The organism is Paraburkholderia sp. EG287B, assembly GCF_040965595.1.
In the GTDB taxonomy this organism is placed as follows: domain Bacteria; phylum Pseudomonadota; class Gammaproteobacteria; order Burkholderiales; family Burkholderiaceae; genus Paraburkholderia.
On record NZ_JBFRCG010000010.1, the window covers coordinates 146,237 to 160,449 of the forward strand.

Genomic DNA, 14,213 nt, shown 5'->3' on the forward strand with positions numbered 1-14,213 from the left:
TCATGCGCAACGGGTCAATACATCTAAGACAAATCTGAAACTTCTGCGACATCGCCGTTTTGACAATTTTTGACGTGTTTTGAGATAGCCGCCTGACCAGAATCGCCTGATCAAATGAAAGTGTCGGGCGACGATGAACAAGATTTACAGGCTGGTGTTTAGCCGTGCGCACAACATGCTCGTCGCAGTCGAAGAGTGCGCAACGGCATGTGGCAAACGGGGGCGCGGCGAGGCCGCTGTGGCGGCGGCCGTGTTGCTGCTGGGCGGGGCACCGCTGCTCGCGCACGCCCAGATCGTTCCATCGGGTGCCCATGCGCCCGGCGTCATCGACACGCCCAATGGCCTGCCGCAGATGAACGTCAACCGCCCTTCGGGCGCTGGCGTGTCGATGAACAGCTACTCGCAGTTCGACGTCCAGCAGCGCGGCGCGATTCTCAACAATTCGCCGACGATCGCGAATACGCAGCTGGCGGGGCAGATCAATGGCAATCCGAACTATGTTGCGGGCCAGTCGTCGCGGATCATCGTCAACCAGGTCAACAGTGCCAACCCTTCGCAGTTCAATGGCCCACTCGAAGTTGCAGGTCGGCGGGCCACGGTCGTGCTGGCCAATCCATCGGGGATTTCCGTCAACGGTGGCAGCTTCATCAATACGAACCGTGCCGTTCTGACGACCGGTGTCCCGCAACTCGACGCAAACGGCGCGCTCACGGGCTACAACGTCACGGGCGGCAATATCGCCGTCCAGGGCGCGGGCTTTAACGCGTCGAATGTCGATCAGGTGGATTTACTGGCAAGAGCCGTGCAAATCAATGCGGCGGTCTATGCCAACAGCCTGAACGTCATCGCCGGCGCGAACAACGTCAATCACGATACGCTCGCGGCGACGCCGATCGCGGGCAATGGCGTTCCTGCGCCGGTCTCGATTGACGTCAGCCAGCTGGGCGGTATGTACGCGGGCAAGATCTATCTGGGGTCCAACGAGCACGGCGTGGGCGTGTCGAACGCGGGCGTAATCGCCGCCCAGGCGGGCGACTTTACGCTGCGTTCGGATGGCCGCGTCCTGCTCACGGGCAGGACGACCGCAAGCGGCAACGTCGCCCTGAACTCGAATACCGGTATTACGAACACCGGCACCACTTACGCGCAGGGCTCGCTTGCGGCGATTACCGCAGGCGATCTCACGAACAGCGGCACACTCGCGGCGCAGGGCGCACTCGATGCGGGTGCGGCGACGGTGAATTCGACCGGTTCGCTCGCCGCGGGCGTGAACGGCGATGGCGCGGTGACGCAGATGGCGAATCTGAATGTTGATTCGTCGGGCGCGCTTTCAGCCACGGGCCATAACGTCGCGGGCGGCGATGCGTCGCTTTCGGGCGTGTCGGTCAATCTCGCAGGCAGCGAAACGGCGGCGAACGGCAACCTGTCGCTCACGGCGAACGCAGGCGACCTGAATCTCTCGGGCGCGACGACGAGCGCCCAAGGCGCAGTGAACGCGCAGGCATCGGGCGCGATGGTCAACGACCACGGCGCGATGACGGGCGGTGCCGTGACGCTCAACGCGGGCAGGCTCTCGAACCAGGGCGGCAATGTCTCGGCGCAGGGGCCGCTCAACGCGACGGCGGCAGGTGACGTGTCGAACCAGGCCGGTGTGTTCGTTTCGCAGGGCGCGATGCAGGTGCGCAGCGGTGGGGCCGTCGCCAACGGCCAAGGCACGATGCAGAGCGCGATGGGTTTTTCGCTGTCCGGCACGTCTCTGGACAACACGGCAGGCCGCATTACCTCACTGAACGGCGACGGCCTGAACCTCGGTGTGACTGGCACGCTGCTGAACAGCGTGGGTGGCGTGATCGGCGGCAATGGCAACGTGCGGATCAGCGCCTACACCTTCGGGAATGCGGGGCAGGTCCGCGCGCTGCATAACGCCATCCTGAACGCATGGAACCTGAACAATAGCGGCTCGGCGAGCGCGGGCGATGCGTTGACGGCTACCGCGACCGGGTCGCTATCCAACGCAGGCGGCACGCTCTCGGGTACGACCGTGACGGCTACGGGTGCGTCCATCGACAACGCGAAGGGCAACATCGATGCGGATACCGTAGCGGTCTCGACGCCTGGAGACCTCAACAACGAAGGCGGCGTGATCACGCAGACGGGCAGCAGCGCGCAGACGGTGAGCGCGGGCGGCAGGCTGGACAATTCGAACGGCGGGCGGATCGCATCGAACGCCACGAACCTGCGCGTAACGGGAGCATCGATTGATAACGGAGCAGGCGCGATTGCGCACGCTGGTACGGGCACGCTGACGGTCAGCGCGGGCAACGGCGCGGGTGCGGTATCGAACGCCGGCGGCGCGATTACCAGCAATGGGAATGTCGTGGCCCAGGCGGGCTCGCTCAACAATACGGCGGGTTCGGTCAGCGGACAGCGCGGCGTCGCGGCGACGGTCAGCGGCGCGCTGGATAACACCGGCGGCAAGCTACTGTCGAACACGGATCTGAGCGTCACAAGCGCCACGCTCGCGAACGATGGCGGCCAGCTTGGCGCGGGCGCCAACGGGACGATCCGCACCGGTTCGATGACGAACAGCGGCGGCAAGGTCGTCGCGCCAAACCTCACGATCTCGACCGCCGACACGCTGGACAACAGCGGAGGCGATATCGAGGCGAACCGGCTCGCGCTCTCCGCCACCGATCTGCTGAACCACGGCGGCACGATCACGCAATACGACGCGGTGCCGATGGGCCTGCACATCAGCGGGACATTCGACAACTCGTCGGGCGGTACGCTGCAAACCAGCAGCACCGACTTCTCGCTCACGCCCTGGGCGCTCAACAACAACGGAGGCTCGATCCTCCACGCCGGCACGGGCACGTTCACGATTGCACCGGGCAACGGCGCGGGTGCGCTCTCAAACGTGGGCGGCAGGATCATCACGGCGGGCGAACTCGTCGCGAACGCGGGGAGCGTCGACAACACGTCGGGCGTATTTGCCGCGCAGGGCTATCTCTCGGCCGCCATCGCGGGCGTGCTGAACAACACTCAAGGTGTAGTGCGCTCGCTCGCGTCCGCTTCCATCGACAGCGGTGGCGCGCTGACGAACGTGAACGGCCAGATCCAGTCCGGCAGCGGGGCGGTAGGCGACGTCAGCACGCTCGCCGTCCGGGCTGCGTCCACTGACAACACGCGCGGCGTCATCGGCAACCTCGGCAGGGGCGACACGACGGTTCAGGGCGGCAGCGAACTCCTGAATGCGGGTGGCCAGGTCACGGGCAACGGCAATCTCGACGTCACAGCGTCGTCGATCCTGAACACCCAGGGCGCTCAGGTGAGCGGCGCGAACGTCACGGTGACAGGCGATAACCTGAACAACACCAGCGGCGCAATCGGCAACGTCGCGGGCCTGACCGGAGATGTCACGGTCACGACTACGGGCGCGATCGACAACACCAGCGGCCAGATCGGCGCGACCCACGACCTCGTGGTGAGGGCATCGACGCTCACGGGCGGCGGCGCGTACAGCGCAGCCAATGACGTGACGATCAGCATGCAGGGCGATTTCGCGCCCACGTCCGATATGCAGTTCAACGCCGGTCACGACCTCGCCTTCACGCTGCCGGGGACGTTCAGCAATGCCGCGCTGGTGGAGGCGGCCAACAACCTCGGCGTCAACGCGGGCGATATCTTCAATAGCGGCACCATGATGGCGGGCGGCACGCTCACCACGCGCTCGGGCACACTGCAGAACACGGGCGCCATGGTGGGCGGCAGCGTGTCGCTGAATGCGAACCGCAGCGTGACCAACGTAGGGCCGACCGCGCTCATCGGTGCGACGGACAGCAACGGTACGCTGGAACTGCTTGCGAACGATATCGAGAACCGCGACGACACCACGGCGACCGATTCACAGGCGACGACCGCGATCTACGGGCTTGGCAAGGTCGTGCTGGCGGGCGGCAAGGATGCGAGCGGGCACTACACCAACGCGGCGCTGATCCGCAATCAGTCGGCGCTGGTCGAATCGGCGGGCGACATGGAGCTGCACGCCGACCAGGTGACGAACACGCGGCGCGTGATGACGACGACCGGCCTTAATCAGCCTGTCGATCCCGCGCTGCTGGAACAGCTTGGCATCAGCCTGTCCGGGTGCGTCGCGACCTATATGGCCGCGTGCGGGCCGGGTAATCCGCAGGTCCTGGGTTCAAAGGGCGATCCGACGATGATCGGCGGTGTGCCGACCGACCCGCCGCATGGCGGGCAGTGGAACAGCACGTACCAGTACACGACCTATACGGGCGTCGCGGTGGCGAACCTGATTGCCGGCATCAGCCCGCAGGCGCAGATCATTGCTGGTGGCACTCTTGATGCCTCGTCGGTGGGCCTGTTCCAGAGCTACTGGAGCGCGGTCGCGGCAGTCGCCAACATCGCTGCGCCTGTCTCGCTCGACCAGAATAGCTGGCGGGTTCAGGCCGCACCCGGCGTGCAGGTTACGTACTCGGGCCAGTATCACTACGACAACTACGACAACAGCGAGCACAACTGGCAGTTGCCGTTCGGTGATGCCGGGTTCGTCACCAACCATCCGGGCGGCTATACGCAGGCCGCACCCGCAGACATCCGCAACTACGCGCTGCCGGCCTACGAGTCGAGCTTTGTTGCGGGCGGCACGCTCTCCGGGGCGGGCATCCGCATCGACAACACGGCAGGCAACGCGGGCATTCCCTCACTCGGGCTTGCCGCTGGCCAGTCGCTGACCGGTGCGGATATCGGCGCGGTGAGCGGCAATGCCGGCGGCACGAAGGGCGGCACGGCCTCGGTCAAGGGCGGCGGGAGCAGGGTCGATCCGGTCATCGCGAGCGCGACCGCACAGAACGTGCTGCAAAACCTCACGATCCCCCAGGGCGGTCTCTTCAGGCCGGTGAGCACGCCCGGTGTGAGCTACCTGATCGAGACGAACCCAGCGTTCACGAGCCAGAAAGCGTTCATCTCGAGCGACTATTACCTGCAACAGCTTGGCCTGAATCCGCAGACGACCGAAAAGCGCCTGGGCGATGGCTTCTACGAGCAGCAACTCGTGCGCAACCAGATCACGTCGCTCACCGGCAAGGCCGTCCTTGGGCCCTATACCGATCTCCAGTCGATGTACGAAGCGATGCTTGCGGCGGGCGCGTCGCTTTCGAAGTCGCTGGACCTGCCGCTCGGCATGAGCCTTTCGCCCGAGCAGGTGGCGCAACTCACGAGCAACGTCATCATCATGCAGACGCAGGTTGTGGACGGACAATCCGTGCTCGTGCCCGTGGTCTATCTCGCGAAGGCGAGCCAGCAGAACATGGACGGGCCGCTCATCGCGGCGACCGATATCGACCTCAAGAACGCGCAGACCTTCACGAACAGCGGCACGGTGCAGGCGGCGAACTCGATGCAGATCGACGGCCAGTCGATCAACAACGCGTTCGGCGCGCTCACTAGCGGCGGCCTCATGGCGCTGGCCACAGCAGACAACGTCGATCTGACCTCTGCGAAGGTGAACGCCGGGAGTCTTGTGCTCAACGCGGGCGGCAACGTGATCCTCGACACGGCCACGAAAACGCTCAACCAGGTGAGCGCCACAGGCGCCACGCGCGTGAACACGACGTTGGGGCCAGTTGCGAGCCTGAACGTGGCGGGCGATGCGGCGATCATCACAGGAGGCAACTTCGAGCAGCACGGGGCCAACCTCAATATCGGCGGCAACCTCGGCATGGCAGTGGGCGGCAACTACGATATTGGCACGGTGCAGACGGGCGAACACAAGGTGGTCGAGCGCGCGAATGGCGTGTCGGACACGAACATCAACAGCGTGACGGGCAGCACCGTGAACGTGGGCGGCGTCTCGGTGATTGGCGTGGGCGGCGACCTGACGGCGAGCGGCGCGAACCTCAACCTGGGCGGCGGGGGCACCATCGCGGCGAAGGGCGACGTCACGCTCGATGCGGCGAAGGCAACCTCGACCATCGACAGCAATAGTTCCGGCAGCGACGGTCACGGCAGTTACTCGGAGTCGTCGCACAGATCGCACGATGCGTTGACGGCGACCACGCTCAATGCGGGGGATTCACTCGCGGTGGTGTCGGGCAAGAACATCGACATCAACGGCAGCTCGGTCAACCTCGACAAGGGTACGCTGGCACTTGCAGCAACGGGCGATGTCAATATCGGCGCGGCGACCGAAACGCACGTCGATAGCTCGCAGGAGCAGCACAGCCACAGCAACGTGGTCAGCGGCAAGGAGGTGGCGAGTTCGCGCGATACGGCCGTCACGCGCTCGCAGGGCAGCACGATTTCGGCGGATATCGTGTCGATCTCGGGCGGCCACGATATCAATGTGAACGGCAGCACGGTTGTCGGGACGAACGATGTGGCGCTCGCTGCCGCGCATGACGTGAACATCGGCACGTCGCAGGACACCATGCAGTCCTCGGGCAGTTATGCGGAGAAGCGCACGGGCCTGGGCACGAGCGGCCTGACGGTGACGGTCGGCACCAGCAAGCTCGCAACGACTGATCAGGAGTCGAGCGTCACGAACAACGCGAGCACGGTGGGATCGATCAACGGCAATCTGGCGATCCAGGCGGGCAATACGCTGCATGTGACGGGTAGTGACTTGCTGGCGGGTGGCAACGTCACGGGCATGGCCTCGAACATCATCATCGATTCGGCCACCGATACCGCGCACCAGGCGCAGACGCAAAAGACCAGCAGCAGCGGCGTGACGATTGGCCTCGCCGGTTCGGTGGGCGATGCGATCAACAATGCGTATTCGGAAGGTCGCGCCGTCAGCCATTCTGCGGACAGCGGCAATGATCGTGCGGCGGCGCTGCATGCGATTGCAGCGGGGAGCGATGCGGCAATGGCAGGCGCGGGAGTGAAGGCCCTTGCCGATGGTGGGAAGCCCGATATCGGCATCAAGGTGAGCATCGGTTCGAGCAAGAGTCAAAGCCAGTCGTCGGAGGACATGACGACGCAGCGCGGCTCGAACGTGGCGGCGGGCGCTGCGGCGGCGTTCGTCGCAACGGGCGACGGTACACCCGGCAGCGGCAACGTCACGATTGCCGGATCGAACGTGAGCGCGAACGACGTGCTGCTGGCCGCGAAGAACCAGGTGGACGTGGTCAACACCACGAACACCGATTCGACGCGCAGCTCGAACAGTTCCAGTAGCGCGAGCGTTGGCGTGCAGTACACGCTGGCCGGCGGCTTTGGTGTGTCGGCTGCGATGGCGAACGCGCACGGAGACGCGAACAGCGACGCGGCGATCCAGAATGCCTCGCACGTGAACGGCGCGAACAGCGTGACGGTGATCTCGGGCAGCGACACGAACATCACCGGCTCGCAGGTCAACGGTGGCAAGGTGATCGCGGAGGTGGGCGGCAACCTGAACATTGCAAGCGTGCAGGACGTGACGAACAGCGCCGCGCACCAGAGCAGCGCGGGCGGTGGCTTCACGATCAGCCAGGGCGGTGGCAGTGCGAGCTTCAGCGCGCAGAACGGCCATGCAGATTCGAACTATGCGGGCGTGAAGGAGCAGGCGGGGATCAATGCGGTTAGTGGTGGCTTCGATATCAGCGTGAGGGGGAACACGGACCTGAAGGGTGCGGTGATTTCCAGCGCGGCGGATGCGGAGAAGAACAGCCTGAGCACCGGGACGCTCACATACAGCGATGTGCAGAACCACTCGCACTACGATGCGACGAGCAACGGCGTCAGTGCGGGCGTGGGTGTTGCAAATACGGGCAAGGCGGTAGGCCCCGGCTTGGGGTCGAACAAGGGCGGCGTGGCGCCGATGCTGCCGCAGAGCGACAGCGGATCGGCGGATGCGACCACGCGCAGCGCCGTGAGTGCAGGTGCGATCACTGTGACGGACGGGGCAAACCAGAGGCAGGACGTGGCAAATCTCTCCCGGGACACGACGAACACGAACGGTACTGTGTCGAAGCTGCCTGACGTGAGCGCCCTGCTGAACGAGCAGGGCGACCGAATGAACGCCGCACAGGCCGCAGGGCAGGCGGTGGCGCAGCGCATCGGGGACTACGCGGACGCGCAGGCCAGGGCGACGGGTGACCCCGCATGGGCCGAAGGCGGCAACAAGCGTGCGGAGATGCAGGCGGCGGGCGCGGCGGTCGTAGCGGGCCTGGGCGGCGGAGTGGGCAGTGCTGTCGCGGGTGCAGCAGGCGCGGGTATTGGCTCGAAGATTGGGGGCGAGTTGAACAAGCTCAGTGATTCGATTGCGGCGTCGAACCTGACCGGCGATGCGAACATGAACGCCGCGCTTGGCAACATCGTGGCGAACGTGGTCGCGACGGGCGCGGGTGCGGCAGTAGGTGGCGCGGGTGCGTTTGGCAGTTCGACCGTGGACCTGTACAACCGGCAGTTGCACGTAGACCGCGACCCCTACAAGGACGAGCGCACGCTTGCGAAGCAACTGGCCGACAAGAGTGGCGGGGAATATACGCAGGCGCAAATTGAAGACCAGTTGCGCATCATGGACATGTGCACGAATGGTAAGTGCCAGTCGGGCGCGCCCGATACGTTGATCGGACAAATTCCAACGGACCCAGGTGCAAAATGGATCTCTGGCGGCACGACAGCGGACGGCAAGCCGATCGTGACACAGATGACCGCGCAGGCGGATCCGCGATTGCAGGAATATATCCGCGCTAACTACAACTCAGCTTCACCGGGCGAGGTGCCGAGCGTGGTTCAATATCCGCAAATGTCCGCCACCGGGTCGATCAATATCACGGGGCCGCTAACGAAGTTCGATCAGTCAGATGTCAACTTCATGCGTAATACGACGGCAGATGCCTCTGCGATGGTTTCAACCAATGCGGGACGGTTTAGCGCGGCGACCGCCGCTGCAGCCGCAGTGCCCTCCCCATATTCACCTATATTTGAGGCGGCTGCCTATGTAGGTACAGTTGTCGGAATTGGTGCAGACGCGGTTAGTCAAGCCATCCGTCCTGATGTGGGGCAATACTGGACGAATAGTGGCAGCGCCATGATTTCCGATCGTTTCTCTTCGAGATATCCGCTCGCGAGTCCCGTAATCAATGAAGCCGCAAACGCATTCAATACCAGCACTTTTTCCCAAAAAATTCAGGATTTCGTAAATGCATCGTGGAATAGCTTCGTTACTGAGCCGGTGAAAAAGTGAAAATTATAGACGACGGTAATTTATCCGGTTGGGCATGTACCATGCTAATCGCGGTTGGCATTGGGATTTCATACGTAACGTTCAAATGCGCACCTCCCTCAATCTGGAGCGCTTTCTTGGCGCTATTTGGATTCGTTCTTATGGCGGTTGGTGGCCTATGTAGTAGGGCCCGAATGCTACACATTAAGCCCTTCGACAACAGCTACAAAAAGGCGCGCGACAGCTACAAGGCCAAGGACGACAAACAGGAATAGCGAGAATGAATGAACCAGAACTTGGCAGGGTCGCGATCGAGGATAACTTTGCCGTCGCCCAGATTGCGCTCTACCTGTTTGCGATTCTGCAGGTGGTACCCGCGTTGATGACTGCCACCGGGGCGGTTCCGCTCGGCATCGCTGCGCAAACCTCGACAATGCAGCGCCTGTCGGCGACGACAAATACGGCCGACAACCTTCTTTGCTTTGCGGTGGGTTATGTCCGCTGGCGCGGTGTCTGAACCGCTGTACACCACTGGTGTGGCGTATTGCGTTGGGCATATTCCTGCTCAACACAGGTGTCGCTGCACTAGCGATTGCCGCTCAACCCAACCCCTATCCAGTCTTGACTTGTGGCCTTTCTGTCGCCGGCGCGATATCGATATGGAACGGGCGCGGACTGATCAGAAGGTATGAAAGTCCGGACCCGATCACCTGACCTTTACAACAGACAACTCCACCCTGATGAATACGCGCTAGCGAAGAAGAATGCGAAGCTCGTTGCCGATAAGCTGGGGATCAGTGTTCAGGAAGCGGAAGGCCGAATCATAGCGGAAATCCTGCGAAATTCCGATAAGCAGACGGCGGAAGCTTCGGGCGGCAAGCACGACTGGGAAATCCGCAGCATCGTGGGTTGCCAGAACTTGAACTGCGATGGCTACAAGAAGGATCCGAACTACGCGAACCACGATTACAACAGTCAGTACATTACGCAGAACCAGGGTGCATTTGACGTTGGGCAAATTCAGCTTGGAAGTGGCCTAACTGATGCGGAACTCCGGCAGAAGAATTTGGTGTACGAGCGCGCCGGAAAGCTCGCCACCACGGGAGTTGCCTGTCTGGTTGCAGGGCCGGTTGCTTGTAAAGCAGCGGCTTCTGGGTTGGCGACAACGCTTGGGTTGAGCTATTTGTCTGGGAAGCCCTTGACCACGGCCGAAACCATCGGTGGACTCTATGGTGGAGCTCTGGGGGGCATCTACGGTCAAGCCTTGAGCACATGGGCAGGCGGGACCAGTTCGCTAATGCAATCAAGCGTTCTCTTCGTGACGAAACCGGGGACGATTGCTGCCGGAAAGCAAATAGGTGTTCCGCTGGGAAGTTCGACCGGGTTGGCTCAACCGGTTGACCCTATGTTTGATCCATTCACCAACCCGTGGTGGGGGATTAGAAACACTTGGGATCAGCTTGGGGAGACGAAAAAATGAACATGGAAATCGGTGCGTTCGTAATTGCTCTTGCGGTTCTGCTGGTTACCTTTCTTCTCTTCGGTAGAAGGCTGGAGGATTCGTTTAGAGCGAAGTTTTCATATTGGCTGAAGTCAACGATGACGATGGCGCCGCTGCTGTTTGCATGGTTTTCCTATAACGAACCGAGTGCCTTTGGCGTGGTTGGTGCGCTAGTGAGCATCGGCTTGGCAGCCGCATTCACTTTTGGGCGTTCATACCTTGTTGCGATGTTGTAGCAGCACAAAACTGCTGATCTGTACAACAGGCAGTTGCACAGTGGCACGAGCATTAACACGGACGAACGTCAGCTTGCGAAGAAACTTGCCGACGGCAGCGACGGGAAATACACGCAGGCGCAGATCGAGGACCAGATGCGCATCATGAGCGTGAGCGTGAGCGTGAGCGTGAACGGGGACTACGCGGACGCGCAGGCCAGGGCGACGGGTGACCCCGCTTGGGCTGAAGGAGGCAATAAGCGTGCGGAGATGCAGGCGGCGGGCGCGGCGGTCGTAACAGGCCTGGGCGGCGGAGTGGGCAGTGCTGTCGCGGGTGCAGCAGGCACGGGTATTGGCTCGAAGCTGGGGGGCGAGTTGAACAAGCTCAGTGATTCGATTGCGGCGTCGAACCTGACCGGCGATGCGAACATGAACGCCGCGCTTGGCAACATCGTGGCGAACGTGGTCGCGACGGGCGCGGGTGCGGCAGTAGGTGGCGCGGGTGCGTTTGGCAACTCGACCGTGGATCTTTACAATCGACAACTTCACCCTGAAGAAAAGACGCTCGCCAAACAGCTTGCCGACAGGAGTGATGGCCTGTACACCCAGGCTCAGGTCGAGGAACAGATACGCATCATGGGAGTTTCCACTGATGGAAATCATGAGTCAGGGGCACCCGACACACTGATCGGACAGGCCCCGAGCGATTCGGGAGCGCGATGGATTTCGGCTGGAACGACTGCCGACGGCAAGCCAATCCTGACGCAGATCACCGCACAAGCCGATCCTGAATTACAGGCCTACATTCTGGCGAACTACAACTCGACATCGCGGGGCGATGTGCCGAGCCAGTTCACCTATGACCGACTGACCGGGACGGGTTCGTGGAACATCTCGGGACCTTTTACGAAGTTCGATCAGTCGGATATGAACTTCGTACGCAGTACAACGGCGGACGGGGCGTCGATGATTTCGACGAATGCGGGGCGTATCGGCGCAGCAGCCGGTGCTGCAGCTGCAGTTCCCGGCGTGCACCAACCCGCCGCAGCTTCGTTGGCAGCCGGGTCGGGGATGGTTGGCTTGGCAGCCGATGCCGTTGCTCAAATAATCAGACCGGACCCGGCTGCCATGTTCAAGGATGACATCATTATTGGCGTGCCGACCAGCATCCTGGGAGATCGGTATCCCATGCTAGGTCCAGTAATCAACGAAGTCGGCGAATACCTAAAGGGGGTGACTAGCAAATGAAACTATTGCAAGAAGGGAACCTAGCCCAACCACTTCGCGACCTGTGCATAGTGCTCGGATTGGCGCTGATATGGGGAAGCGCCTTTTTCATCAAAGACCTAGCTAATCCCTTGCTTTGGATATGCGTGTCAATCGGCACATTATTGGGCGGTGTCGGCGGCGCGTGTCATTTAGCCAGCAAGGCGGGTATCAAGCCCTTCGACAATAGCTACAAAAAGGCGCGCGACAGCTACACGGCTAAGGACGACAGACAGGAGTGGCGAGAATGAATGAAACAGAATTTGATAGAGTCGCGATCGAGGATAGCTTTGCCGTCGCCCAAGTTGCGCTCTACCTATTTGCGATTCATCAGGTGGTGTCCACGGTGATGACTGTCACCGGGGCGGTTCCGCTCGCATCGCTCCGCAGGCATCGACAATGCAGCGCCTGTCGGCGACTACAAATGCGGCCGTCAACGTGCTTGCTTTGCGGTGGGCTACATGCTGCTGGCGAGGTGTCTGAATCGATGCACGCCTCTGGTGTGGCGCATTGCGTTGGGCGTATTCCTGCTCAACATAGGCGTCGGCGCACTGGCTATAGTAGCGCAACCCAACCTCTATCCAGTTTTGACCTGCGGTCTTTCTGTCGCCGGCGCGATCTCGGTATGGAACGGGCGCGGAGTGATCAGAAGGTGTGAACGTCTGGACCCGATCCGCAGACCTGTACAACCGGCAGTTGCATGAGGACGGCAAGGCGCAGGAAAAGACGCTAGCGAAGAAGCTGGCCGACGAAAGCGGTGGCAAGTACACCGAGCAGGACGTGGAAAACCAGATGGCGATGATGAACCTGACGGTGAACGGCCAGACGGAATCGGGCGGTGTGCGGGTGGCGACGGGTGCGCAGCCGCAGGACGGGACCAACTGGCAACCGTATGGCGTGAACCAGGCTGGCCAGCAGGTATGGGCGCAAAGCCTTGGCCCGGGCGATCCGGATTTGCAGGCGTATATTGTGAAGGGCGCGCAGGGCAGCGGCCTGTCGTATCAGGCGACAACAACCGGCTCCAACCTTGGATTGGTCCGCGCGCCGGACATGGTGAATTTCCAGGTGGACTACTTTGTTGGCAGCGCGTGGGGGACGTTCACGCGGGATGGGAATGCGTACTTTGGCGGCGGCCTGAACTTGAATGTTCCTAATCCGGTTAATGCTGGCGTTGGAATTTCTGCTGTCTGGCTCAACTCTTCAACCGTGAGGCCCGGACAGGCAAATAACTTTGCAGGTGGTTACGCCGGAGGTTTGACGGGAGCATACGACTTTGTTGGTGGTGGTTTGATGTATTCGCCTGGTAACGGAACTGCCACTGCAATCGGCATCGGTGCCGGGGTGAATCTCGGCAAAACCACTAATATTGGAACTGTCAGCGGAGGGTATTCCGTTGACCAAGGACAAACCCGGATGAAATGGTGATGTGATGCCTAGTTTCCCGTTCTCGTCTTCTACCCGATCGCGCCGCAGTCGAATTGCATTCCTGATCATCTTTACGGCGATGATGGGCTTCATCGTGTACGTGGTGGTGAAGAACATCTTATTTAGCTAAACCAACAAACCCGGCCTTTCTCGGGGTTTGTTGTTTGTGGCCATCAGAAGCGCTCGGGCGAGATGGTGAGGCAGTTGTTGCGGTAATCGAAAGCGATGCGCATGCGCTGGCCGGGCGTGAAACCGGCGTGTTTCAGCCATACGTCCGCGATCTGCATCCAGGGGATGAACGGCGCGGGCGGCAGGGCTTGCTGCGCTGAGCCGTAGTCAGGCGAATCACGCAGCGTGACGCAGGTGCTTGCGTCACGCGGGGTGCGAGACGGACGTGGTTTAAGATTGGCGTTAGCCATGATCAGTTCCTCCGTTGAACTGGTGGTGGTCAGCGGGCCGTATGAGTTGCCGCCCATGCGGCCCGCGCTTCGTTTACGGTTCTCTCCTTCAGCTCGTCATGAGCCTGGCCATCTGCGAACGCTTGACCAGGCTGTCCATCAGGACGATGAGCGCCTGCTGGTCCTCGTCGGATAACGAATCCATCTGTTCGTACAGCTTCAGCAGCCGTCGCGTC

The 14,213-nt window shown here is 61.7% G+C and carries 8 protein-coding genes; 7 read left to right on the forward strand and 1 reads right to left on the reverse strand.

Features of this window, described 5'->3' with window-relative positions; all coding sequences use genetic code 11:
* The first annotated feature begins 133 nt into the window (after positions 1 to 133).
* From AB4Y40_RS19610 to AB4Y40_RS19640, 7 genes are all read left to right on the forward strand, one after another.
* Entirely contained in the window at positions 134 to 9,193 is a 9,060-nt protein-coding gene (locus AB4Y40_RS19610) for a hemagglutinin repeat-containing protein (protein ID WP_368689185.1), read from the forward strand.
* A gap of 259 nt (positions 9,194 to 9,452) precedes the next feature.
* A complete protein-coding gene (locus AB4Y40_RS19615; RefSeq protein ID WP_368689186.1) occupies positions 9,453 to 9,689 on the forward strand; it encodes a hypothetical protein in 237 nt (78 codons plus the stop codon).
* A gap of 171 nt (positions 9,690 to 9,860) precedes the next feature.
* Positions 9,861 to 10,652, forward strand: coding sequence for a hypothetical protein (locus AB4Y40_RS19620; RefSeq protein ID WP_368689187.1), 792 nt, complete (start codon positions 9,861 to 9,863; stop codon positions 10,650 to 10,652).
* Complete coding sequence (locus tag AB4Y40_RS19625) at positions 10,649 to 10,909, forward strand: hypothetical protein (protein ID WP_324141184.1); 261 nt, start codon at positions 10,649 to 10,651, stop codon at positions 10,907 to 10,909. Before AB4Y40_RS19620 ends, AB4Y40_RS19625 begins: the two co-directional genes overlap by 4 nt.
* Positions 10,910 to 10,942: 33 nt before the next feature.
* Positions 10,943 to 12,136, forward strand: a complete 1,194-nt coding sequence (locus tag AB4Y40_RS19630) for a hemolysin (protein WP_368689188.1) — start codon at positions 10,943 to 10,945, stop codon at positions 12,134 to 12,136.
* Positions 12,133 to 12,405: a hypothetical protein gene (locus AB4Y40_RS19635; RefSeq protein ID WP_368689189.1), complete on the forward strand. Its 273-nt coding sequence runs from the start codon at positions 12,133 to 12,135 to the stop codon at positions 12,403 to 12,405. Before AB4Y40_RS19630 ends, AB4Y40_RS19635 begins: the two co-directional genes overlap by 4 nt.
* Before the next feature lie 403 nt (positions 12,406 to 12,808).
* Positions 12,809 to 13,579 (forward strand): hypothetical protein, encoded by a 771-nt coding sequence (locus tag AB4Y40_RS19640; RefSeq protein ID WP_368689190.1) that lies wholly within the window; start codon positions 12,809 to 12,811, stop codon positions 13,577 to 13,579.
* Positions 13,580 to 13,752: 173 nt separating this feature from the next.
* On the opposite strand, the gene AB4Y40_RS19645 is transcribed toward AB4Y40_RS19640, so the two are convergent.
* The gene (locus AB4Y40_RS19645) at positions 13,753 to 14,055 is read right to left on the reverse strand and encodes a hypothetical protein (protein ID WP_368689191.1); all 303 of its coding nucleotides are present in this window, start codon (positions 14,053 to 14,055) and stop codon (positions 13,753 to 13,755) included.
* Positions 14,056 to 14,213 lie beyond the last annotated feature (158 nt).

Bases quoted from the DNA above. Each gene is read 5' to 3' on its own strand.
- AB4Y40_RS19610 (WP_368689185.1), top strand. From the start codon at position 134: ATGAACAAGATTTACAGGCTGGTGTTTAGCCGTGCGCACAACATGCTC.
- AB4Y40_RS19615 (WP_368689186.1), top strand. From the start codon at position 9,453: ATGAATGAACCAGAACTTGGCAGGGTCGCGATCGAGGATAACTTTGCC.
- AB4Y40_RS19620 (WP_368689187.1), top strand. From the start codon at position 9,861: ATGAAAGTCCGGACCCGATCACCTGACCTTTACAACAGACAACTCCAC.
- AB4Y40_RS19625 (WP_324141184.1), top strand. From the start codon at position 10,649: ATGAACATGGAAATCGGTGCGTTCGTAATTGCTCTTGCGGTTCTGCTG.
- AB4Y40_RS19635 (WP_368689189.1), top strand. From the start codon at position 12,133: ATGAAACTATTGCAAGAAGGGAACCTAGCCCAACCACTTCGCGACCTG.
- AB4Y40_RS19645 (WP_368689191.1), bottom strand. From the start codon at position 14,055: ATGGGCGGCAACTCATACGGCCCGCTGACCACCACCAGTTCAACGGAG.